The 21,059-nt window shown below is 70.4% G+C and carries 23 protein-coding genes; 3 read left to right on the top strand and 20 right to left on the bottom strand.

From position 1 onward, the window contains the following. Positions 1-73: 73 nt before the first annotated feature. The 6 genes from cbiE to OG828_RS39710 all read right to left on the bottom strand — a co-directional run bounded on the left by cbiE (position 74) and on the right by OG828_RS39710 (position 5,781). Complete coding sequence (gene cbiE, locus OG828_RS39735) at positions 74-1,282, bottom strand: precorrin-6y C5,15-methyltransferase (decarboxylating) subunit CbiE (RefSeq protein WP_328368020.1); 1,209 nt, start codon at positions 1,280-1,282, stop codon at positions 74-76. 115 nt (positions 1,283-1,397) lie between these two features. Beyond that, the gene (locus OG828_RS39730) at positions 1,398-2,021 is read right to left on the bottom strand and encodes a GNAT family N-acetyltransferase (RefSeq protein ID WP_210575020.1); all 624 of its coding nucleotides are present in this window, start codon (positions 2,019-2,021) and stop codon (positions 1,398-1,400) included. A gap of 142 nt (positions 2,022-2,163) precedes the next feature. Next, positions 2,164-2,994, bottom strand: a complete 831-nt coding sequence (locus OG828_RS39725) for a MetQ/NlpA family ABC transporter substrate-binding protein (protein ID WP_328368017.1) — start codon at positions 2,992-2,994, stop codon at positions 2,164-2,166. A gap of 54 nt (positions 2,995-3,048) precedes the next feature. Then, on the bottom strand, positions 3,049-3,783 hold the full coding sequence (locus tag OG828_RS39720) for a methionine ABC transporter permease (RefSeq protein WP_210575016.1): 735 nt from the start codon (positions 3,781-3,783) through the stop codon (positions 3,049-3,051). Further along, positions 3,783-4,817, bottom strand: coding sequence for a methionine ABC transporter ATP-binding protein (locus tag OG828_RS39715; RefSeq protein WP_328503894.1), 1,035 nt, complete (start codon positions 4,815-4,817; stop codon positions 3,783-3,785). The genes OG828_RS39720 and OG828_RS39715 overlap by 1 nt, the downstream gene beginning before the upstream one ends. Before the next feature lie 316 nt (positions 4,818-5,133). Beyond that, complete coding sequence (locus OG828_RS39710; protein ID WP_328368009.1) at positions 5,134-5,781, bottom strand: HAD family hydrolase; 648 nt, start codon at positions 5,779-5,781, stop codon at positions 5,134-5,136. 69 nt (positions 5,782-5,850) lie between these two features. On the opposite strand from OG828_RS39710, the gene OG828_RS39705 reads away from it, so the two are divergent. Then, entirely contained in the window at positions 5,851-6,210 is a 360-nt protein-coding gene (locus OG828_RS39705; RefSeq protein WP_328503893.1) for a hypothetical protein, read from the top strand. After that, positions 6,191-6,631 carry a hypothetical protein gene (locus OG828_RS39700; protein ID WP_443062470.1) on the top strand — a complete coding sequence of 147 codons (441 nt, stop codon included), beginning with the start codon at positions 6,191-6,193 and terminating at the stop codon, positions 6,629-6,631. The genes OG828_RS39705 and OG828_RS39700 overlap by 20 nt, the downstream gene beginning before the upstream one ends. A 104-nt stretch (positions 6,632-6,735) precedes the next feature. On the opposite strand, the gene OG828_RS39695 is transcribed toward OG828_RS39700, so the two are convergent. From OG828_RS39695 to OG828_RS39685, 3 genes are all read right to left on the bottom strand, one after another. Then, positions 6,736-7,233 (bottom strand): GNAT family N-acetyltransferase, encoded by a 498-nt coding sequence (locus tag OG828_RS39695; RefSeq protein ID WP_210575005.1) that lies wholly within the window; start codon positions 7,231-7,233, stop codon positions 6,736-6,738. Positions 7,234-7,277: 44 nt separating this feature from the next. After that, positions 7,278-7,784: a sigma-70 family RNA polymerase sigma factor gene (locus OG828_RS39690; protein ID WP_328367999.1), complete on the bottom strand. Its 507-nt coding sequence runs from the start codon at positions 7,782-7,784 to the stop codon at positions 7,278-7,280. A gap of 74 nt (positions 7,785-7,858) precedes the next feature. Continuing rightward, a complete protein-coding gene (locus tag OG828_RS39685) occupies positions 7,859-9,022 on the bottom strand; it encodes a glycerophosphodiester phosphodiesterase (protein WP_328441520.1) in 1,164 nt (387 codons plus the stop codon). Positions 9,023-9,410: 388 nt separating this feature from the next. Between OG828_RS39685 and OG828_RS39680 the strand changes: the two genes are divergently transcribed. Beyond that, positions 9,411-10,082, top strand: coding sequence for a lysophospholipid acyltransferase family protein (locus OG828_RS39680; protein ID WP_210575058.1), 672 nt, complete (start codon positions 9,411-9,413; stop codon positions 10,080-10,082). Positions 10,083-10,127: 45 nt separating this feature from the next. On the opposite strand, the gene OG828_RS39675 is transcribed toward OG828_RS39680, so the two are convergent. From OG828_RS39675 to argH, 11 genes are all read right to left on the bottom strand, one after another. Beyond that, positions 10,128-11,351, bottom strand: coding sequence for a sensor histidine kinase (locus OG828_RS39675; RefSeq protein ID WP_328503891.1), 1,224 nt, complete (start codon positions 11,349-11,351; stop codon positions 10,128-10,130). Further along, positions 11,348-12,016: a response regulator transcription factor gene (locus tag OG828_RS39670; protein WP_328503890.1), complete on the bottom strand. Its 669-nt coding sequence runs from the start codon at positions 12,014-12,016 to the stop codon at positions 11,348-11,350. Before OG828_RS39670 ends, OG828_RS39675 begins: the two co-directional genes overlap by 4 nt. A 10-nt stretch (positions 12,017-12,026) precedes the next feature. Continuing rightward, positions 12,027-12,917 (bottom strand): S1C family serine protease, encoded by an 891-nt coding sequence (locus tag OG828_RS39665; RefSeq protein ID WP_328503889.1) that lies wholly within the window; start codon positions 12,915-12,917, stop codon positions 12,027-12,029. Between the two features lie 139 nt (positions 12,918-13,056). Further along, positions 13,057-14,007, bottom strand: a complete 951-nt coding sequence (locus OG828_RS39660) for a VWA domain-containing protein (protein ID WP_210574995.1) — start codon at positions 14,005-14,007, stop codon at positions 13,057-13,059. Positions 14,008-14,017: 10 nt separating this feature from the next. Further along, positions 14,018-14,935: a DUF58 domain-containing protein gene (locus OG828_RS39655; RefSeq protein WP_328367985.1), complete on the bottom strand. Its 918-nt coding sequence runs from the start codon at positions 14,933-14,935 to the stop codon at positions 14,018-14,020. Beyond that, entirely contained in the window at positions 14,932-15,918 is a 987-nt protein-coding gene (locus OG828_RS39650) for an AAA family ATPase (RefSeq protein WP_328441515.1), read from the bottom strand. Before OG828_RS39650 ends, OG828_RS39655 begins: the two co-directional genes overlap by 4 nt. Then, positions 15,915-16,103: a hypothetical protein gene (locus tag OG828_RS39645; RefSeq protein WP_328441514.1), complete on the bottom strand. Its 189-nt coding sequence runs from the start codon at positions 16,101-16,103 to the stop codon at positions 15,915-15,917. Before OG828_RS39645 ends, OG828_RS39650 begins: the two co-directional genes overlap by 4 nt. A 158-nt stretch (positions 16,104-16,261) precedes the next feature. Continuing rightward, complete coding sequence (locus OG828_RS39640) at positions 16,262-17,785, bottom strand: MFS transporter (protein WP_328503888.1); 1,524 nt, start codon at positions 17,783-17,785, stop codon at positions 16,262-16,264. Beyond that, positions 17,782-18,333 (bottom strand): TetR/AcrR family transcriptional regulator, encoded by a 552-nt coding sequence (locus OG828_RS39635; RefSeq protein ID WP_328503887.1) that lies wholly within the window; start codon positions 18,331-18,333, stop codon positions 17,782-17,784. The genes OG828_RS39640 and OG828_RS39635 overlap by 4 nt, the downstream gene beginning before the upstream one ends. An 81-nt stretch (positions 18,334-18,414) precedes the next feature. Then, positions 18,415-19,386: an aldo/keto reductase gene (locus OG828_RS39630; RefSeq protein WP_328441511.1), complete on the bottom strand. Its 972-nt coding sequence runs from the start codon at positions 19,384-19,386 to the stop codon at positions 18,415-18,417. 168 nt (positions 19,387-19,554) lie between these two features. After that, on the bottom strand, positions 19,555-20,988 hold the full coding sequence (gene argH / locus OG828_RS39625) for an argininosuccinate lyase (protein ID WP_328503886.1): 1,434 nt from the start codon (positions 20,986-20,988) through the stop codon (positions 19,555-19,557). Positions 20,989-21,059 lie beyond the last annotated feature (71 nt).

The raw sequence follows: 21,059 nt of genomic DNA, 5'->3' as shown, positions 1-21,059 counted from the left end.
CCGCGTGCGGTACAACGATCGGCCAGCCTACCGCGCGCGGTACGACAACAGGATCACGGGGACGAGATCGGGATCAGCCCGCGCGCTCCGGCAGGACCCCGCTGAGCAGGAACGCGACACTCCGTTCCCGCTCCGTCCAGGCCCGCGTGTCGAGTTCGACGGACTGCAGCAGGGCGCACTCGACCCGGTAGCCGTGTTCGGTCAGGTCGCGGCCGACGAGTTCGGCGGCGTCACGGGTGGCCGCGTGGGTGACGATGCGCTGCGGGCGGCGGTCGGCGACCGCGGAGACCACGGCCGCTCCCCCGCCGCCGACCCGGACGACGTCGGGCTCGGGCAGGTTCTCCAGGACGTGCGGGGCGCCGCCGTGCACGACCTGGAGCTGGACTCCGTGGTGGCGGGCGGCGGACTCGGTGCGGGCGCAGGCCTCGAGCGCGCTGTCCACGGCGATGACGGCGGCGCCTGCCCGGGCGGAGTCGACGGCGAAGGCGCCGCTGCCGCAGCCGATGTCCCACACGAGGTCGCCGACGCGCGGGCCGAGGCGGGCGAGTTGGGCCGCGCGGAGCGGTTCCAGTTCGCCCTCGCCCATGAGTCCGCCGTATGCCGCGGCGGGCAGGGTCCAGCCGCGCGGCCCGGCGGCCGGTTCGCGTCCGGCGATCCAGCCGCCCTCGGCTCCGCCGGCAGTTCCGCCGATGACGATGACCACATTGGGGTCTCGCCAGGTGTGGTCGGCGGCCTTGTCGGAGGTGAGGATCGTGACCTGCTCGCGGTCGGTGCCCAGTTCCTCGCAGATGACGAAGGTGCGGTGGACGCCTTCGAGAAGCAGGCCGAGTTCGGCGGGTCCGGCGCCGGGTGAGGTGAGGACGGCGACCTTGGTGTGGGCGCGGCACACATTCACCGCGCGTCGCAGGGTGCGCCGGTGGGCGACGACCACGTGGGCGTCGTCCCAGGGCATGCCGGCGCGGGCGAAGGCGGCGGCCACGGAGGACACGGCGGGGACGACCTCGACCTCCAGGCCGAACTCGGGCGCGCGCAGGGTCCGTACGACACCGAAGAAGCCGGGGTCCCCGTCGGCGAGCACCACCGCGGTGCCGCGGTGTCGGGCGATGCGGCGGGCGGCGAGGGCGACGCTGCCGAGGCGGATCCGCTCGGCGGTGTGCGGCACTTCGGGGATCGCGAGGTGGTGGGCGGTGCCGGCCACCAGCGTGGCGGCGCCCAGGGCCGCGCGTGCCGCGGCGGTCAGGGGCGAACCGTCCCAGCCGATCACCGTGACCCGGTCGGCCATCGTCGTCAGTCTCCAGAGGGTTTGCACAGGTCGTCAGGGGGTGGCCCGTACCCGGGCTCCGTGAGAGTACCTGGTGGCGTCGGGAGACCCGCGAGGGTGGTGGCCGGCCGCGGGCTCAGTTCCAGTCGGCGAGCTCGGTGAACCCGCCGTCGCCGACGCCCGCGAGGTCCTCCGGCAGAAGGCTCCACACGATCACATCGGTGCGTACGTCGGCCCAGTCGCCGCTCTCGGTTCTGCTGCGGGCTATCCAGGCGTTGCGCAGGACGCCCTCGCTGATGCACCCGATCTTCTGGGCGACCTGCTGGGAGGCGGTGTTGTCGGCGGCGGTGCGCAGCTCCAGCCGCTCGAACTTCTGGTCGTGGAACAGCCACTGGGCGGTGGCGAGGGCCGCCTCGGAGGCATAGCCCTCACCGCGGGCCCAGGGGGCGATGACGTACGCGATCTCACTGGCCCGCACCCGCCAGTCGGTGTTCTGCAGGTGCACGATGCCGACGAGACGCTGGGTGAGGAACTCGGTGACCGCGAAGACGATCCCGCGGCCGTCGGTGCGCTCGGCGGGGGCCTGTTCGGTGACCCAGGCACGTGCGTGGGCCCGGGTGTAGGGGTGCGGGGCCGAGGTCCAGGCGGTGACCATCTCGTCGTTCATCATCTCGGCCAGGGAGTCGATGTCCGGCGCCTCGAAGGGGCGCAGCACCAACCGCTCCGTGCTGATGGAGATGTCGGGGAAGGTGCTCGTCATGCGCCACTCCGTAACCTTCGGAAAACCTGCGGGGCCTGCTGAACTGCCCAGCATGCAGCATGAAAGCACTGAACCGCACCACGGGGTCCACACCAAGTGAGCGTGCGGACCCCGTGCGTGGCGAAACGCCGTATACGCGCCGTCAGAAGGCGGCCACGACCGCGCCGTCGTACTTGTCCTGGATGAACTTCTTCACCTCGGGCGAGGTGAGCAGTTCGGCCAGCTTCCGCACGCGCGGGTCGTCCTCGTCGCCCTTCTTCACGGCGAGGAAGTTGCCGTACGGGTTGTCCTTGGGCGACTCGGCGACGAGGGCGTCCTCGGCCGGGCTGAGGTCGGCCTCCAGGGCGTAGTTGCCGTTGATCACGGCGGCGTCGACATCGCCTAGGGAGCGCGGCAGTTGGGCCGCTTCGAGCTCCTTGAACTGGAGGTTCTTGGGGTTCGAGGCGATGTCCTTGGGCGTCGCCTCGTAGCCGACGCCCGCCTTCAGCTTGATGACGCCGTTGGTCTCCAGCAGCTTCAGCGCGCGGGCCTCGTTGGTGGTGTCGTTCGGCAGGGCGATCGTGGCGCCCTTCGCCAGGTCCGTGAGCTTCTTGACGCCCTGGGAGTACACGCCGAGCGGCTCCAGGTGCACCGTGGCGTCGGGCACGGCCACGATGTCGGTGCCGTTCTCCTTGTTGAAGTCGTCCAGGTACGGCTGGTGCTGGAAGTAGTTGGCGTCGACCTCGCCCTGCTGGACGGCCGTGTCCGGAGTCACGTAGTCGGTGAACTCCCTGACCTCGAGCTCGAGACCGGCCTTCTTCGCCAGGTTGTCCTTGACGTAAGTGAGGATCTCGCCCTGCGGGGTGGGCGTGGCGGCGACCGTCAGCGGCGCGTCGGCGCCGGCGGTGTCGTTGTCCGAGCCGCAAGCTGTGAGCCCGAGGGTGAGGGCTCCGGCGGCGAGGACGGCGGTGGTGATCTTGGCGGTGTTACGCACGAAAAGTGCCTTTCCGATGGTGGTGCAACCCCGTGATGGGTGGACGGGGAGAACTCAGACGGTCTTGCTGGTGGCTGTGGACGCCTTCAGCAACCGAAGCTTGGGCGCGGGGCCCGAGGTGCCCCCGCGGCGGTGCAGGGAGCGGGCCGCGTAGTCGCCGGCGAACTGGATGAGGGAGATGACCACGGCCAGGATCGCGACGGTGAGCCACATCAGCTCGGTCTCGAAGCGCTGGTAGCCGTAGCGGATGGCGATGTCGCCGAGGCCGCCCGCGCCGACCGTGCCGGCCATCGCGGAGTAGCCGATGAGGGCGACGATCGTGGTCGTGGTGGAGGCGATCAGCGAGGGCAGCGACTCGGGTACGAGGACCTTGCGGACGATCGTCCAGGTGTTGCCGCCCATCGACTGCACGGCCTCGACGAGCCCGCCGTCCACTTCGCGGACAGCTGTCTCAACGAGGCGCGCGAAGAACGGAATCGCGCCGATGGCGAGCGGCACGATGGCGGCCTCGCGGCCGATGGTCGTGCCGGTGATCGAGCGCGTGAAGCCCATCAGCGCCACCATGAGGATGATGAACGGCATCGAGCGGGCGACGTTCACGATCTGCCCGATCACCTTGTTGGCGACGACGTTCTGGAGCAGTCCGCCCCGGTCGGTGAGGACGAGCAGGACGCCGAGCGGAAGGCCGCCGACGATCGCGATGAGCGTGGACCAGCCGACCATGTAGAGGGTGTCCCAACAGGCCTGCTCCAGCAGGGGCTGCTTCGCCGAAAAATCAGCCCAGGTCATTACTTCGCACCTTCCGTGAGCAGTACGGGCTCCTGGCCCAACACGTCGATCTGCAGGCCCTGTTCACGCAGGAAGCCGATCGGCACGACGTTGTCCTCGTAGCGGCCGGGCAGTTCGATGCGCATCCGGCCGACCTGGAGGCCGCCGACGGTGTCGATGGCGGCGCCGAGGATCGAGATGTCGATGTTGTAGGTGCGCGAGAGCTGGGAGATGACCGGCTGGGTGGCGGCCTCGCCCTGGAAGGTGACGTCGACGACGGTGCGGTCGTCGGCGGAGGCCTCGCCGCCCACCGGGAAGAGGGCGGCGGCCAGTTGGGAGCCGGGGGTCGCGAGCAGCTCGCTGACCGTGCCGGACTCGACGATGCGGCCCTTCTCCATGAGCGCGGCCGAGTCGCAGATCGACTTCACGACGTCCATCTCGTGGGTGATGAGCAGGACGGTCAGGCCCAGCTGGCGGTTCAGGTCGCGCAGCAGCTGGAGGATCGAGCGGGTGGTCTCCGGGTCGAGGGCGCTGGTGGCCTCGTCGGAGAGCAGCACCTTGGGGTCGCCGGCCAGGGCGCGGGCGATACCGACGCGCTGTTTCTGCCCGCCGGAGAGCTGGGAGGGGTAGGCCTTCGCCTTGTCCGCCAGCCCGACCAGGTCCAGCAGCTCAAGTGCCTTACGAGAGCGCTCCTTGCCGGACGTGCCGAGGATTTCGAGCGGCAGCTCGACGTTGTCCTGGACCGTCCGGGAGGACAGCAGGTTGAAGTGCTGGAACACCATGCCGATACGGCTGCGCGCCTGCCGCAGCTCCTTGCCGGCACGCGGTCCGCGCCCGGCGAGCGCGGTGAGGTCCTGGCCGGCGACGGTGACCGTGCCGGCGGTGGGGCGCTCCAGGAGGTTGACGCAGCGGATCAGCGAGGACTTGCCGGCGCCGGACTGGCCGATGACGCCGTACACCTCGCCTTCGCGGACATGCAGGTCGACGCCGTCGAGGGCGGTCACCTCACGTCCGCGGCCGCGGTAGACCTTTGTCAGGCCGGATGTGGTGATCACTGGGGTTTCCGTCACTGTCGAGTACGCGGGCGTGGGTGTGCCCTGGTACGGGAGAGAAGATGTGCGCGGGCAAGGGGGTCACGTACGGCGAACGGCGTACGGACATGCCACGGCGGCTCGCTTCGGGGCGCGAGACTCAGGGTGGTTCAGGGGCCCTCTAGAAGGCGCACATTCGACACAGACAACGAGCACCGGGCGTCATGGTCGCCTCGGTCGCAAGGGTGCGGCAGCTCGTCGTGGTCATGCGATCAGTAAACCAGACCTACGGTCCTTACCGAGCACCGCTGTCCGCATGCTGAACAGCGGTGGACAGGTGTCAGCGGCGGACGGAGATCTCCATTCCCCCGTCGGTGACCAGCGCGGACAGGGCCGACAGGTCGGCGACCACCAGATCGGCGTCCAGCTCGTGGGCCTGGTGGGTTGTGGCCAACGCCACGGTGGTCATCCCGGCGGCGCGGCCCGACTGGAGCCCGGCCGGGGCGTCCTCGAAGACGACGCAGTGGGCCGGGTCGACGCCCAGTTCGCGGGCGGCGAGGAGGTAGGGCTCGGGGTCGGGCTTGCCGCGTGTGATGTCGTCGGCGGTGACCATGGTCTTGGGGAGGATGCCGACGGCGTCGAGCCGGGCCTCGGCGAGCCGCCGGGTAGCGGAGGTGACGACCGCCCAGCGGTCGGCGGGCAGCGAGTCGAGGAAGTCCATCGTGCCGGGCAGCAGGTGCACGCCGCCGTTCGGTACGTCCTCCACCTCCAGCGTCTCGATCCGCGCGAGGGCCTCCGGCACCATCTGCGCGGGCAGCAGCTCCGCGACTATCTCGACGGCCGGGCGTCCGTGCAGCTCGACCCTGCCGAACTCCTCCGTGATGCCGTACTCCCCGGCCCAGCGCGCCCAGCAGCGGTCCACGGAGGCGAGGGAGGAGACGAGGGTGCCGTCGTTGTCGAACAGGAGGGCTTGTGCACGGATCTTCATGCCCTCGACCCTACGGTGCGCCCCGGGGGCCGCCGCAGCAGGCCTTTTGGGCCGTAATAGGCTCGCCGCATGTTTGATGCCCTGACGCTGGTGACCGGGGTCGCCGCGCTGTTGCTCGCCGCGTGGTGCGGGTGGGCGGCGTACCGAGATCAGCCGACCAAGGACTGGCACTTCATCGGCATGGCCGTGGTGACGGTACTGGCCCTGGCGCAGCTGGTGATCGGGATCGTGCGGTTGGCGCAGGGCGAGGAACCGGAGCAGGGTACGACGATTTTCGTCGCGTATCTGGTGGGTGCGTTCGCGTGTATTCCGGCGGCCGGGTTCATGTCGCTGGCCGAGCGGACGCGGTGGGGGTCCGTGACGGTGGCGGCCGGTGCTGTGGTGATGGCGGTTCTTGAGGTGCGGCTTTATGACATCTGGGGAGGCTGAGGTGACCGCCACGGAGAAGAAGCGGAGCCGGCTCATCAGTGGGCCGGGGATGCTGCTGGTCTGGCTGTACGGCGTGATGGTCGTCGGTGCGGTGTCGCGCTCTGTCGTCCAGATCGCGACGGAGTTCGACCATGCGCCGCTGGCGTACTCGCTGTCGGCGGTCGCGGGGCTGGTGTACGGCTTCATCACGTACTCGTTGGTGCGGGGTGGGGAAACGGCCCGCAAGGTGGCGTTGGTGTGCTGCGCGGCGGAGCTTTTGGGTGTGTTGACGGTCGGTACGTGGACGTTGGTGGATCCGTCGGCGTTTCCTGATGCGACCGTGTGGTCGGACTATGGCATGGGGTATTTGTTCATCCCTGTGCTGTTGCCCGTGTCTGCGATGTACTGGTTGTGGAGGGCGCGGAGCGAGCAGCCTGGCTGAGCTTCGGCGGCGGCTTTCCGTCGTACGTGGCTGGTCGCGCCCGCGCGGCGGAGCCGCATATCGATACAGCCCCGCGCCCCTGGGGACGTCAGTGTCGGCCCTCGTTAAGCAGTTGCCGCATATGAACCCGCTGCCTTCTCCAGGACGATCATCGGTACGCCGTCCTCGCCCTTCGACGTGCCCACCGTCTGGTAGCCCACCTTGCGGTAGAGGCGCAGGTTGCCCTCGCTGCGGTGGCCGGTGTGGAGGCGGAAGCGCTTGGCGCCGTGCTGTTCGGCGAGGGCGGATTCGGCTGCGCGCAGGAGTCGCGCGCCGATGCCGTGGCCCTGGAGGCGGGGGTGGACGCAGAGCTTGCCGATGGCGGCGGCGCCGTCGTCGGTGAGGGCGCCGCGGACCGAGCCGACCACCTCGTCGCCGAGGCGGGCGACGAAGACGCAGTCCTTGGCGACCTCCTCACGGACCGAGTCCAGGGGCTGGACGAGCGGGTCGATGCGGTAGTTGCCGTACAGCGCCGCCTCGCTCTGGAAGCAGAGGTACTGCAGCCGGAAGATCTGCTCGGCATCCTGCTCGGCCGCCACGGAGATGGTCACGCTCATGCCCATGTGTGCACGCCTCCCGCTCACCTGTCGCCTGTTGTTCCTCGTTCCTATCCCCGCGCTTCGCGGGCCGCAACCTCCGGCGTCAGCAATCGACGCAGACATCCCAGACATCTGGAACGTTCCGGACCGAGACTGCCCTGTGAGATACCCAACTCCCCCGCGATCTCCCGGTATGTGAGGTCCTTCGGCGAGAGGAGAGCTTCGAGGAGGCTGGGGCAGCGGCCGGGGAGGCGGCGCACGGCGTCGCGCAGGGCGCGGTGGCGGGCTGCGGTGAGGGCGAGGTGTTCCGGGCCGTGATCGCTGATGTCGGCGGGTTCGGTGTCGTACGGCCGTTCGTGTCGGGTCGTACGGCGGGTGCGGCGGACCTCGGAGCGGACGGCCTCGCGGAGCCAGCGCTGGGGGTCGCTCGGCGGGCCCACCGTGTCCAGGTGCTCCAGGAGGCGGAGCCAGACCGCCTGCTCCAGGTCACCGGGCTCGGTTCCGGAGGCATGTGCCTCCGCCGAGGCCTCGGCGGTGAGCAGCGGGCGCAGTGCGGTAACCAGGTCGTACGTCATATGCGACACGACGCGGCCGCCCGGGCTGCGGGTTGCCCGGACGGCCGGATGTCACCCCAACCGGGGTGGAGGGCTCAGCCGTTGACGAAGTCCTCGCGGGCCAGCAGACCGGTGTCCGGCTGGTCGGTGAAGACGCCGTCGATGCCGGTGGCGAAGTACGCCTTGTAGGCGCCGAAGACATCGCCGTACGCGTCGGCGTCGGTGCCCTTGCGGAAGTTCGCCGGCAGGAAGGGGTTCTCGTTGCGCAGCGTCCACGGGTGCAGGATCAGGCCCGCCGCGTGGGCGTCCTTGACCAGCGTGGTCGGCTTGGTGAGGTTGCCGTTCGCGTCCCTCGGGATGATCAGGTCGAGGGTGGGGCCGATGCCGTTGGCGTACGAGGCGATCCACTTCAGGCCCTCGGGCTTGACCAGGTCGGCGACCGTGCGCGGGTCACCGGCCTCGACGAAGTCCCAGGGGCGGGTGGTGGGGCCGGACAGCAGCACGGCGAGGGGGTTGCCGACGAGCTTGTTCAGGCGCTGGATACTGGTCGGCTCGAAGGACTGCAGGATGACCGGCGAATTCTTCCGGTCCTTGCCGTACTTGCGCAGCAGCTTGGCGACCCGCTCCTCCAGGCCGAGGCCCAGCTTGCGGAAGTAGGTGGGGTGCTTGGTCTCGGGGTAGATCCAGACCTGCTTGCCGCGCTTGCGGGTCTGCTCGTCCTGCCACCGGAGGACCTCTTCGAAGGTGGGGATCTCCCAGCGGCCGTTGTAGAGGGTGTTGTGGGGGCGGTTGGCCGGGATGCGCTCGATCGCGCGCAGGGTCTTCAGCTCGGCGAGCGTGAAGTCCTCGGTGAACCAGCCGGTGGTGGAGACGCCGTCCAGGACCTTGGTGGTCTTGCGGCTCGCGAACTCGGGGTGGTCGGCGACGTCGGTCGTGCCGCCGATCTCGGGCTCGTGGCGGCAGACGATGTGGCCGTCCTTGGTGGGCACCAGGTCGCCGGCCTCGACGACATGGGCACCCATGTCGAGGGCCAGCTCGTACGCGCCGAAGGTGTGCTCCGGCCGGTAGCCGCTGGCACCCCGGTGGCCGATGATCGTCGGTACGGGCAGGCTCCTCACACCGCCACCCCCGTGACGTGCGTCGGCTCTCGCCGTACCGGGCAGCCCGAGCACCGCTCCGCCCGCGCCCAGCACCGCCGCGCCGAGCACGGCCCGTCGTCCGGTCCCGCGCGCCTGCTCGTCCGACTCCTGCGTCCCCATGAGCGCCCTCCCTCGTTCTGCCCGTTGATGCGGGCCGATCGTAGGGGCGTGCGCATGACGAGCGGGAGACCGGGGGCGGAACACGGGGGTGACGCCTGATGTCGCGTGGGCTCGGGCTTCTGACGGTTCGTCGGCATCGAGTACATGGTTCCGGGTAGGCGATGGTTGACATGGTTGAGGCGCCGTGGCCCCGGCGGGCGCGACCTCCGTCACATCGTTCCGGTCGGATTACCGGCGCGCGTCGGGACGCCACCGCAGGTAAACCTGGGTCAACAGTGCGTAAGACCTCGGTGAACCCGTCCTTCCCGATGTGCGCTACCCCCGGGGCCGCGAGTATCGTCCTCACCTGCACAGACTTATACCGAATCCCTTGACACCGGAGGGCCCGTTGTCCCGCTTCGCGCTCATCAAGGCAGTGCTCGGACCGATCATGCGCTTGATGTTCCGCCCACGGGTGGAGGGCGCGGAGCACATCCCCGGCGACGGTCCGGTCATCCTGGCCGGCAACCACCTCACGTTCATCGACTCGATCGTGCTGCCGCTGGTCTGCGACCGGCAGGTCCTCTTCATCGGCAAGGACGAGTACGTCACCGGCAAGGGCTTCAAGGGCCGGGTGATGGCCTGGTTCTTCACCGGCGTCGGCATGATCCCGGTGGACCGGGACGGTGCGAGCGGGGGTGTGGCCGCGCTGATGACCGGGCGCCGGATCCTGGAGGAGGGCAAGGTCTTCGGCATCTACCCGGAGGGCACGCGTTCGCCCGACGGGCGGCTGTACCGGGGGCGTACGGGGATCGCCCGGCTGACTCTGATGACCGGGGCGCCGGTTGTGCCGTTCGCGATGATCGGCACGGATAAATTGCAGCCGGGGGGTGCGGGGATTCCTCGGCCGGGTCGGGTCACCGTTCGTTTTGGTGAGGCGATGGAGTTTTCGCGGTACGAGGGGATGGACCGGGATCGGTATGTGCTGCGGGCTGTGACCGACTCTGTGATGGCTGAGGTCATGCGGTTGTCTGGGCAGGAGTACGTGGATATGTACGCCACGAAGGCCAAGGCTGCGTAGTCGTCTGCCGGTCTGTGGGGGCTGGTCGCGCAGTTCCCCGCGCCCCTAAAGGGGCGCCACACTCCCGTCGGGTGGTCCACCAACCCTGTTCCCCTCGCCCGGTGCCGGGAACCACAGTACGAACGTAGAACCCTCCCCCACCTGCGAGAACAACCGGATCTGGCCGCCGTGTGACTCCACTATCTGGCGGACTATCGCGAGGCCCAGGCCTGCGTGTCGGTCGCGGTTGCCGCCGTTGCCCTTCGCTCGCCAGAAGCGGTCGAAGACGCGGGACTGGTCGTCGTCGATGATGCCGGGGCCCTCGTCTCGCACGGCGACCCAGAGCCAGCCCTCGGTGCGGCCCGCGGCGACGGTGATGAAGGTGCCGGGTGGGGAGAGTCGTACGGCGTTGGAGAGCAGGTTGCCGACGGCGCGGCGGAGGGCGTCGTGGTCGCCGATGACGGTGAGGCCGGTGGCGAGGCGGCGGTGGAGGGTGAGGCCGCGTTCGGCGGCGAGGGGGGTGAAGTCCTCGCAGGCCTCGGATGCCGCGGTGGCCAGGTCGACGTCGGCGTCGGCGAGGGCGGGCGCGCTGCGGCGGGCGGTGGCGAGGAGGTCCTCGACGAGGCGGGTCATCCGGGTGGTGGCGCGGTCGACGCTGCGGGCGGCGATGCGCCGCTCCTCCTCGTCGGACTCCTCGGCCGTGAGGACGGCGTCCACATTCGCGCGGATGATGGCGAGCGGGCTGCGCAGTTCGTGGGAGGCGTCGTCGATCAGCTGGCGCTGGGCGCGGAACGCCTCGTCGAGCCGGTCGAGCATGGAGTCGACGGTGTCGGCGAGGTCCCGCAGCTCGTCCTTGGGGCCGCCCAGCCGGATGCGTTGGGAGAGGTCGGTGGCCTGGATGTCGGCGGCCGTACGGGAGATGGCGCGTACGGGGCGCAGCGCGCGGCCGGAGAGGATCCAGCCGATGGCGAGGCTGGCGACGGCGAGGCCGCCGAGCAGGGCGAGGGAGAAGCGGCGGAGGTTGGCGAGCGTCTCGTAGTTGACGGCCGCCTCGACCTGCTCGACCTTGACGGCGTCGAACTCCCCGACCTCCTCGCCGTTCACGATCTTCGTGACCGAGAACTGCTTGGTGACGGGTTTGGCCTCGCCGCTGCGCTCGACGGCGAGATAGGTGCCGAGCAGGACAAGCGCGGTGAGGACGAAGAGGAGGCCGGAGTAGAGGACGGTGAGGCGGAAGCGGATGGTGTGGGTGAACGCCGGAAGCCGCAGACGCCGTAGGACGGACTTCATGACGTCTCCTTCAGCCGGTAGCCCTGCCGTATCACCGTCTCGATGAGCGGATCCTCGTCACCGGTGATCTTCCGGCGCAGCGAGCCGACCGTGACCCGCACGGTGTTGGTGAACGGGTCCGCGTGCTCGTCCCAGACGTGCTCCAGCAGTTCCTCAGTGGGTACGACGCGTCCGGGGCGGGTCATCAGATAGTGCAGGACGCCGAACTCCTTGGGCGTGAGCTGGAGTTGGCGCGCGCCGCGGAACGCCTCGAAGCGGGCCGTGTCCAGGCGCAGTTCGCCGACCTCGACGACCGAGGTGCCGCCGTCCTCGCGGCGGAGCAACGCCCTGATGCGGGCGAGGAGTTCGGGCAGGGCGAAGGGCTTGACCAGGTAGTCGTCGGCGCCCTCGTCGAGGCCGCGTACCCGGTCGGCGAGCCGGTCGCGGGCGGTCAGCATCAGGATGCGGGGGCCTCCGGGGGTGGTGCGGATGGCGCGGCACACCGCGAAGCCGTCGCCGTCGGGCAGGTTCAGGTCCAGCAGGACGAGGTCGTAGTCGTTGACGGCGAGCTTCTCGGTCGCGGTGTCCACGTCCGGGGCGACGTCGACCGCGTAGCCCGCCCTGACCAGCCCGACCTTGAGGGCGACGACCAGGTCCTCCTCGTCCTCGACCACGAGCAGTCTCATGTACGACCACCTACCCACCGTCGATGATGGTCTCCGCGGCGTCCGCGGCGTCGGCCACGGGGATCGCGAAGCCGATGCCTATGGAGCCGCCCCTTTGCCGGTCCAACGTCGCGATGGCCGTATTGATGCCGATGACCCGTCCGTCGGCGTCGACCAGCGGCCCGCCGGAGTTGCCGGGGTTGATCGAGGCGTCGGTCTGCAGCGCACGCTGCTGCCGTCCGCCGCCCGTGCCTTCGCCCAGTGTGACGGGTCGGTCGAGGGCGCTGACGATGCCTGAGGTGACGGTGCCGCTGAGGCCGAGCGGGGAGCCGATGGCGAGGACCGTGTCCCCGACGGCCGGGCGTCCGGCGGTGGCGAGCTCGGCGGCCCGCAGCCCGCGCGCGGTCTCCGGCTCCAGTACGGCCACGTCGTGCGCGGGGTCGTCGCCGATCACCTGGGCGCTGAGCCGGCGCCCGTCCTGCAACTCGACGGACACGCGCGAACTCCCGCTCACGACATGCGCGTTGGTGAGGATCCGCCCCCGCTCGTCGAACACGAACCCCGACCCCTGCCCGGACGCGGTCACCACGGAGACCACGCTGGGCAGGACCCGGGCGGCCACGGCTTCGAGGTCACCGGAGGCGACGGTGGCGGTCGGGGCTGCGGGGTCGCTGTCCCCGAAGGCTCCGGCCACGTATCCGGCGCACCCGCCCGCGAGGACGGCGGCGAGGATCGCGGCGGTGAGGGGGCGGCGGGTACTGGTGGTGCGGGGAGGGGACGGGGGCGGCGATTGAGGGGTGATGTGGGGGGTGGGAGTGACGGGAGAGGTGTGTGCGTACGGGTCGAGGGGCGCCGGGGGCCGCCCGGGCACAAAGGCGGGGCCGCGCGGGTGGCCGAGACCGATGTGCGGAACGTCGGGCACGGGTGCCTCCCCCGGTGTCCGCGGCCCGCTCGGGTCCGTGCGACCCGGCGGGCGGGTCGGCACCGCCGGGCCCGGTGAGCCGGGAGGGCCGGTGTGCGACTGGTCGGGCATCATTCCTCCAACGTCGGTGAATGGGCCGTCAGGGCAGCCGGGAGAACCAGAGCAGCGAGGTCGCCGCGGCGGCCAGGGCGGTGATGAGGCCCGCGGCGACGAACCACTGCCAGACCTCGCGTTCCTCGGTGCGGTAGCCGACTGAGCTGCCGATGTCCTCGTACACGGCCTGGAGTTCCTCGCCGGACGCGGCCTCGTGGAAGTCGCCGCCCGTGCGCTCGGCGAGGCCCTCCAGTGCGGGGCCGTCGACGGGGACCTGCAGGACACGGCCGTCCGGGAACTCGATGACCCCGTCCTCGGTGCCGTACGCGATCGTCGAGACCGGGATGCGGTCGGCGGCGATCTCCGCGGCGGCCGACTCCACCGAGCGTCCCGCGGTGTTGGCGCCGTCGGACAGCAGCACGACATGCGCGGGCGGCGGCTCGGTCTCGGCCTCCTTGTCGAGGGTCCGGATGGCATCCCGCGAAGCCATCACGGCGTCGCCGATCGCCGTGGCCTGACCCGGGGTGAGCTGTTCGATGGCCCGGCGCAGCACCACGCGGTCGGTGGTCGGCGGGACCGCGACGGTGGTGGTACCGCTGAACGGCACCAGTCCGACGTTGAACCGCTCAGGCAGCCGGTCGACGAAGGTGACGGCGGCGCGCTTGGCCGCGTCCATGCGGGTGGGCTCGACGTCGGTGGCCTCCATGGAGCCGGAGACATCGAAGGCGATCATGATGGTGGCCCGCTCGCGCGGTACCTGCACATCCGCGGTGGGGCGCGCGAACCCGACGACCAGCAGCCCGAGCGTGGCGCAGAAGGCGGCGGCGGGGACGTGCCGCCGCCATCCGGGCCGGCTGGGCGCGACCTTGTCGAGCAGATCGAGGTTGGTGAACCGGACGGCGTACCGGCGCCGGCGCCGCTGCACCAACAGATACGCGCCGATCAGTCCGGCGAGCGGCACCAGGAGCAGCAGCCAGCCGGGTGAACGCAGACTCATCGGACCTCCTTCATGCGGCGCCGCCGCCCGCTCGGCGCCGCTGGTCCTCGACGTACCGGACGACGTCCTTCACCCAGTCCCGGTCGGTGCGGAGCCTGAGGTGGGCGGCGCCCGCGCGGCGTATGGACTGCTTGATGACGGCCCGCTGCTCCAGCGCGGCCGCGGCATACCGTTCGCGCACCCTCCGCGCGTGGGTGGGGATGTCGCGCCTGCGGCCGGTCTCCGGGTCGACGACGGTGAGCAGTCCGACGTCGGGCAGCTCCAGCTCGCGCGGGTCGACGGTCTCGATGGCGAGGACCTGGTGGCGGCGGGTGGCGACGCGCAACGGCTGCTCCCAGCCGGTCTCCAGGAAGTCGGAGACGATGGCGACGAGCCCGCGTGCGGGCAGCGCGCGCAGGGCCACCAGGGCGTCGGCGAGGGTGTGTTCGGGGGCGCCTTCGTTCACCCGGGGGCGTTCGAGGGCGGCGCGCAGGATGGTGAGCATGTGGTGGCGTCCGGTGCGCGGCGGGATCCGCTGGATTCCGTGCGGCCCGGTGATCTGCGCGCCGAGCCGGTTGCCGGCCCGTTCGGTGAGGAAGGCGACGGCCGCCGCCGCGCCCACCGCGAGGTCCCGTTTCTCCATACGGGCGGTGCCGAAGTCCATGCTCGCGGAGGCGTCGAGGACGATCCAGGTGGTCAGTTCGCGGTCGGCGAGGGTGAGGCGGACGTGGGGGACGGTGGTGCGGGCGGTGGCGTTCCAGTCCATCCGGCGTACGTCGTCGCCGATGACGTACGGCCGGGTCTCCGAGACCTCGCTGCCGGGACCGGGCAGCAGAGAGGCGTGGTCGCCCTGGAGGAGTCCGTCCGGGCGCCGGGTGAAGATCAACTCCAGGTGTTTCAGGGCCTGTTCGGGGGTGAGTTCGTGGAGCGTCGGGGTGCTGCCGTTCATGCCGCTTCCTCCTCGGCGGCCTGACGGGGGCTGATACGGGGCTGCTCGACCGCCGCCAGGACCTCGTCGACGATCGCTCCGGGGGCGATGCCGTCGGCGAGCGCGTCGAAGGACAGGACGAGACGGTGTGCGATGACCTCGTGCGCCAGGTCGCTGACGTCGGTCGGCAGGACGTATCCACGGCCCCGCAGCAGGGCCAGGGCACGGGCGGCGGCGACCAGGCCGAGCGTGGCCCGCGGTCCCGCGCCGTGCGCCAGCCTCCGCTCCGGGCCCGCCTGTTCGCGGGTCGCGCAGACCAGTCGTACGGCGTACTCGGCGACCGCGTGGTGCACGAACACCTGGTCCGCGGTGCGCTGAAGCGCGATCAGCCGCTCCGGGGTGAGGATGCGGCGCGGGCTCGGCGGGTCGACGCTCATCCGGTAGAGGATGGCGAGTTCCTCGGACTCGCTGGGCGCGGGAACCTCCACCTTGAGCAGGAAGCGGTCGCGCTGGGCCTCGGGGAGGCGGTAGACGCCCTCGGACTCGATCGGGTTCTGGGTGGCGAGGACGAGGAACGGTTCGGGGACGGGGATCGTGGTGCCGCCGATGGAGACCTGGTGCTCGCCCATGACCTCCAGGAGCGCGGACTGCACCTTGGCGGGGGCGCGGTTGATCTCGTCGGCGAGGACGACGTTGGCGATCACCGGGCCGGGTTCAATGTCGAACGCCTCCCGGGACGGGCGGTAGATCCGCGTGCCGGTGATGTCGGAGGGGACGAGGTCGGGGGTGAACTGCAGCCGGGCGAACTCGCCTCCGGCCACATGGGCCAGGGTTTTCGCGGCCAGGGTCTTGGCGACTCCGGGCACGCCCTCCAGCAGACAGTGGCCGCGGGCCAGGATCGCGGTGAACATGCGTTCCACCATGCGGTCCTGGCCGACGATGACCCTCTTGACCTCGAACAGCGCGTGTTCGAGGAGCTTGTCCTGCGGGGGTTCGGCGGTCACAGCGCCGCGCCGCCGTTCGCTGCGGTGTTCTTCTCCGGGCAGTCGTCGTGATCCGTGACGACGAACCTCACGTTCTCGCGGGGCGCCTCGTCTCCGTCGGCTGCGAGTGCGATGCCGCCTCCGGCGAGGGTGACGGTTGCCAGTGCGGCGCCGGTGACGAGGAGTTTGCGTGTACGTCGTGTCATGGTCTGTGGCTCCTTCGGCCGTGGGGAACGACGTCGGGTACGGAGCCAAGACCATCAGGCCGGGGCGAAAAAGGGCTTAAAGCCTAGTGTGGGGGCTGGCTGGGGATGGGGGGCGAGTGCGGGTCTGTGGGGGCTGGTCGCGCAGTTCCCCGCGCCCCTTAAGGGCGATTTTCCAGCCGTTGGTTTCGGAGCATGAACCATGCTGCTACTGCCGCTGCGAGTAGGACTGCCGCACCTGCGCCTGCCGCCAGGGCCAGGCCGTCTACGAAGGATTGCCGGGCCGCGTCCAGCATTGCCGCAGACGTTTGTGCGGGCATCCCCGCTGCCGCCTCCACCGCGCCGCCGAGGGATTCGTGGGCCGCTTCCGGTGTGCCCGTCGGGCCTGCGAAGTCCCGGTACACGCCCGTCACGATCGAGCCCAGCAGAGCGATTCCCAGGGCCGCGCCGAGTTCGTATGCCGTTTCGGAGACCGCCGATGCCGCGCCTGCCTCCTCCTTCGGCACGCTGGAGAGGATGACGTCTGCGGTGACGGTGAAGGCGAAACCCGCGCCGATGCCTACGACGAGCAGGGCGGCGCCGAGGAGGGGGTAGCCGGTGGACTGGTCGATGACCGTGAGGGCGGCCAGGGCGAGGCCGACTGCCGCGAGGCCCCCGGAGACGACGGTGCGTACGGAGAATCGGCGGGCCGCGCGGCCGGCGATCAGGCCGGCGGCCACCGCGCCGATGGCGGCGGGCAGTTCGGCCAAACCTGCCTCGAACGGGCGTCGGCCCTGGACGAGTTGCAGGTACTGCGAGAGGAAGAACACCAGGCCGGACAGGCCGAAGATGGTCAGCAGGTCGGCCAGGACGGCCCCGCTGAAGCCGCGGTTGCGGAAGAGCCGCATGTCCAGCAGAGGTGTGGGCAGGGTGAGTTGGCGCCGTACGAAGCCGTACAGCGACGCCAGGCCCAGCACGGCGGCGGCGACCGTCTCCCAGGTGAGGCCGTGGCTCGCGGCTTCCTTCACGGCGTACACGAGCGCGACCATGCCGACGAGCGACAGCACGACGCTGAGCAGGTCCCAGGGACCGGGGTTCGGATTGCGTGACTCCGGCAGCATCTTGATGCCGACGAGGACCAGGACCGCCATCACGGGCAGGTTGATCAGGAAGACCGAGCCCCACCAGAAGTGTTCGAGCAGGAAGCCGCCCACGATCGGGCCGATCGCGGTGCCCGCGGAAGCGGTGGCGCCCCATATGCCGACGGCGAGGCTGCGTTCGCGCGGGTCGTGGAAGAGGTTGCGGATCAGGGCGAGTGTGGCGGGCATCAGCGTCGCGCCCGCGACACCGAGCAGCGCCCGGGCCGCGATCATCAGCTCCGGGGTCGTCGCGTAGGCGTTGAGCACGGATATCGCGCCGAACGCCGTGGCGCCGATGAGCAGGATGCGCTTGCGGCCGATGCGGTCGCCGAGGCTGCCCATGGAGACGAGCAGACCGGCGATCACGAACGAGTAGACGTCACCGATCCACAGGAGCTGGTTGCCCGTGGGCTTCAGATCCTCACTGATGTAGGGGGTCGCCAGGCCGAGGACGGTCGCGTCGACGGCCACCAGCAGCACGGCGAGCACGAGGACGGCCAGCGCGAGCCAACGGCCGGGGCGCTTCACCGCCTCGGTCGGGTTCGCCGGCTGCAGGGTGCTGGTCATGATTCCTCTCTCCGTAGTGCGCCGCCGAGCAGCAGCTCGACGATCATGAAGGTGAAGTCGTTGGTGGCCACGCGGCCTTCGGACACCGCCCAGGCGCCGGAGGCCAGCAGGCCGTAGAGCGCCTCGGTGAGCCAGGCCGGCGTGAGGTCGATACGGAACTCGCCGGCCGCCTGACCGCGTCGGAACAGGGCCGCCACACGGTCGTCGATCCGGGTCCAGCCCTCGTTCTGCTGCCCGCCCTCGAACAGCTGGTTCTCGCTGTAGAGGAAGGCCAGCAGAGCGGCGGCCGGTTCTATCTCGCGGACGAGCCGTCTTACGGCATCGCTCGCGCCGCCTTCGTCCAGGCGGGCCCTGTCCAGCGCGGCCTCGCACTCCGCGATGCCGAGCGACTCGAGCGCCCGGACGAGCACGTCGCGCCCGGCGAACTGGCGGTGCAGCGTGGCCCTGCTGATCCCGGCGGCCTTGGCGACCTCGTCCATGGTCGCGGTGGATTTACGGGTGAGCAGGGCGGCTGCGGTGCGCAGCACGTGGTCACGGTCGACTGCCATGAGACAACCATAACGCATGTGAGACATTCTTGTCTCATGCGGGGCATGGCCGTCTCACGGGGCTTGTCCCCTCGCGGTTTCTCAGTGCCAGGGCAGCTGCCCGCGCCGCTCCCAGTACGCGGACGGGTCCTCGACCAGCGCGGCCAGCCGGGACAGCTGAGCGTCGTCGAGGTCGACGACCGCTGCATGCAGGTTGGAGGCCAGTTGGACGACGGTCGCGGCGCCCGAGAGGACGACCCCGGCCCACGGCTGCCGCAGGATCAGGGCGAGGGCGACGGCATCGCACCCCAGAGACGTTTCTTCGGCTACGGCCTTCAGCGCGTCCGGCGCGTGCGGTTCCGCGAGCCGTCCGTTGGCCATGGCCTCCTTGACGATCACCGTGAGTCCGGCGTCGTGGGCCTCGGCGAGGGCGGGGCCGGCGGATGTCTCCAACGCGTTGTAGGTCGACTGGACGGTACGGAAGAGGGGCTCGCCGTCGACCGTCACGGCGAGGGCGGCACGGATGGTGTCGGCCTGGGCGGGGCCGCTGGTGGAGAAGCCGATGGTGAGGCCCTGGGCGGCGGCCTCGGCGAGCCTCGCGTGGAGTTCCTTGTCGGTGAGGGCCGGGCTGTCCGGGGTCAGCGAGTGGATCTGGTAGAGGTCGAGCCGGTCGCCGAGCAGGGCGTCGGTCTCGGCGCGCTGGCGCTCGTACGTCGTGACGCTGTGGTCCTTGACCTCGTGCTGCTCGGCGTCGGTGGACCAGCCGGCGGTGTAGGTGTAGCCCCATTTGCTGCCGATGACCACGTCGTCGACGTCGGGGTGGGCGTTCAGCCAGTCGGCGAGGAACTCCTCGGAACGGCCGTAGGAGCGGGCCGCGTCGAAGTAGCGGACGCCTTGCGCGTAGGCGGCGTCGAGGAGTTCGTTGGTGCGGGTGCGGAGGGTGTCGACGCTGCGGTTCTCTCCGAGGTCCTGGTCTCGGCCGAGGTTGATGTAGCCGGGGCGCCCGACGGCGGCGAGGCCTAGGCCGATGTGGCAGGTGGGGGTCGTTGCTGTTGCCAGTCGGGCGAAGGGCATCGCGGGCTCCGTGGGGTCGGCTCCGTTCGGCTTCCCCAAAACGTAACCCGTGATGACCTTCGCGTCAGAGCTCGGGTCGTGCGGCTCGTTGGCGGGTGCGCGTCCGTCGTGGCTTGTCGCGCAGTTCCCCGCGCCCCTGAAAAAGCGGCTTCGCCGCTTTCAGGGGGCCTAACTCTGCTTCTTGGCAGTCGCCCACGCGTGCTGCTGCGCCACGTCTGCCTTAATCTCCGCCAGTTGCACCGCCACCGCGCTCGGGGCCGTACCGCCCCGTCCGTTGCGCGAGGCCAACGCGCCCGGCACGTTCAGGACCGAGCGGACCTCCGGGGTCAGGTGGGCGCTGATCTTTGCGAACTGGTCGTCCGTCAAGTCGTTCAGTTCCTTGCCCTCGGTCTCGGCGGCCTTGACGCACTCGCCGGCGACCTCGTGGGCGACGCGGAAGGGGACGCCCTGTTTGACCAGCCACTCGGCGATGTCGGTGGCGAGGGAGAAGCCGGCTGGGGCCAGTTCTTCCATGCGGTCGCGGTGGACGGTGAGGGTGGCCATCATGCCGGTGAAGGCGGGGAGCAGGACCTCCAGTTGGTCGCAGGAGTCGAAGACCGGCTCCTTGTCCTCCTGGAGGTCGCGGTTGTACGCCAGCGGGAGCGCCTTGAGCGTGGCCATGAGGCCCGTCAGGTTGCCGATCAGGCGGCCGGACTTGCCGCGGGCCAGCTCCGCGATGTCCGGGTTTTTCTTCTGCGGCATGATCGACGAGCCCGTGGAGAACGCGTCGTGCAGGGTCACGAAGGAGAACTCCTTCGTGTTCCAGATGATGACCTCCTCGGCGATCCGGGAGAGGTTCACGCCGATCATCGCGGTGATGAAGGCGAACTCGGCGACGAAGTCACGGGACGCGGTGCCGTCGATGGAGTTGGCGGCCGACCCGTGCTCGAAGCCGAGGTCCTTCGCCACCGCCTCCGGGTCCAGGCCGAGGGAGGAGCCCGCCAGGGCGCCCGAGCCGTACGGGGAGACGGCCGTGCGCTCGTCCCACTGACGCAGGCGCTCGGCGTCCCGGGACAGGGACTGGACGTGGGCGAGGACGTGGTGGGCGAAGAGGACCGGCTGGGCATGCTGGAGGTGGGTGCGGCCGGGCATGGCCACGTCCGGGTGGGCCTCGGCGAGGCCGATCAGCGCGTCCTGGAGGTCGGCGATCAGGCCGCCGATGATGCGGGCGTGGTCCCGCAGGTACATGCGGAAGAGGGTCGCGACCTGGTCGTTGCGGGAGCGGCCCGCGCGCAGCTTGCCGCCGAGGTCGGGGCCGAGGCGCTCCAGCAGGCCGCGCTCCAGGGCGGTGTGCACGTCCTCGTCGGCGATCGTGCCGACGAACGAGCCGTCCGCCACATCCGCTTCCAGCTGGTCGAGCCCGGCCAGCATCCGCGTCAGCTCTTCCTCGGTGAGCAGCCCCGCCTTGTGCAGCACGCGCGCGTGCGCACGCGAACCGGCGATGTCGTAGGGCGCGAGCCGCCAGTCGAAGTGGACGGACGCGGACAGCTTCGCCAGGGCCTCGGCGGGACCGTCGGCGAAACGGCCGCCCCAGAGCCGTACGTCACCGCTGTTGCTGCTCACTTGCGTTGCTCCTAGAGAGATACGGATGTGCCACCGCCTCCCCACCGGTGGGTGAGGAGGCGGCAATCACG

The organism is Streptomyces sp. NBC_00457, from assembly GCF_036014015.1.
Taxonomy (GTDB): Bacteria; Actinomycetota; Actinomycetes; order Streptomycetales; family Streptomycetaceae; genus Streptomyces.
Note: the sequence above shows the minus strand (reverse complement) of the source record. Positions and strands in the feature narration are given on the sequence as shown.

Excerpts from the sequence above, each read along its gene's own strand:
- OG828_RS39710 (WP_328368009.1), bottom strand. The coding sequence starts at position 5,781 with ATGAAGATCCGTGCACAAGCCCTCCTGTTCGACAACGACGGCACCCTC.
- OG828_RS39705 (WP_328503893.1), top strand. The coding sequence starts at position 5,851 with ATGTTTGATGCCCTGACGCTGGTGACCGGGGTCGCCGCGCTGTTGCTC.
- OG828_RS39630 (WP_328441511.1), bottom strand. The coding sequence starts at position 19,386 with ATGCCCTTCGCCCGACTGGCAACAGCAACGACCCCCACCTGCCACATC.
- OG828_RS39660 (WP_210574995.1), bottom strand. The coding sequence starts at position 14,007 with ATGAGTCTGCGTTCACCCGGCTGGCTGCTGCTCCTGGTGCCGCTCGCC.
- OG828_RS39720 (WP_210575016.1), bottom strand. The coding sequence starts at position 3,783 with ATGACCTGGGCTGATTTTTCGGCGAAGCAGCCCCTGCTGGAGCAGGCC.
- OG828_RS39655 (WP_328367985.1), bottom strand. The coding sequence starts at position 14,935 with ATGAACGGCAGCACCCCGACGCTCCACGAACTCACCCCCGAACAGGCC.
- OG828_RS39685 (WP_328441520.1), bottom strand. The coding sequence starts at position 9,022 with ATGGGGACGCAGGAGTCGGACGAGCAGGCGCGCGGGACCGGACGACGG.
- OG828_RS39695 (WP_210575005.1), bottom strand. The coding sequence starts at position 7,233 with ATGGGCATGAGCGTGACCATCTCCGTGGCGGCCGAGCAGGATGCCGAG.
- OG828_RS39690 (WP_328367999.1), bottom strand. The coding sequence starts at position 7,784 with ATGACGTACGACCTGGTTACCGCACTGCGCCCGCTGCTCACCGCCGAG.
- OG828_RS39700 (WP_443062470.1), top strand. The coding sequence starts at position 6,191 with ATGACATCTGGGGAGGCTGAGGTGACCGCCACGGAGAAGAAGCGGAGC.
- OG828_RS39640 (WP_328503888.1), bottom strand. The coding sequence starts at position 17,785 with ATGACCAGCACCCTGCAGCCGGCGAACCCGACCGAGGCGGTGAAGCGC.
- OG828_RS39670 (WP_328503890.1), bottom strand. The coding sequence starts at position 12,016 with ATGAGACTGCTCGTGGTCGAGGACGAGGAGGACCTGGTCGTCGCCCTC.
- OG828_RS39730 (WP_210575020.1), bottom strand. The coding sequence starts at position 2,021 with ATGACGAGCACCTTCCCCGACATCTCCATCAGCACGGAGCGGTTGGTG.
- OG828_RS39635 (WP_328503887.1), bottom strand. The coding sequence starts at position 18,333 with ATGGCAGTCGACCGTGACCACGTGCTGCGCACCGCAGCCGCCCTGCTC.
- OG828_RS39645 (WP_328441514.1), bottom strand. The coding sequence starts at position 16,103 with ATGACACGACGTACACGCAAACTCCTCGTCACCGGCGCCGCACTGGCA.
- cbiE (WP_328368020.1), bottom strand. The coding sequence starts at position 1,282 with ATGGCCGACCGGGTCACGGTGATCGGCTGGGACGGTTCGCCCCTGACC.
- OG828_RS39675 (WP_328503891.1), bottom strand. The coding sequence starts at position 11,351 with ATGAAGTCCGTCCTACGGCGTCTGCGGCTTCCGGCGTTCACCCACACC.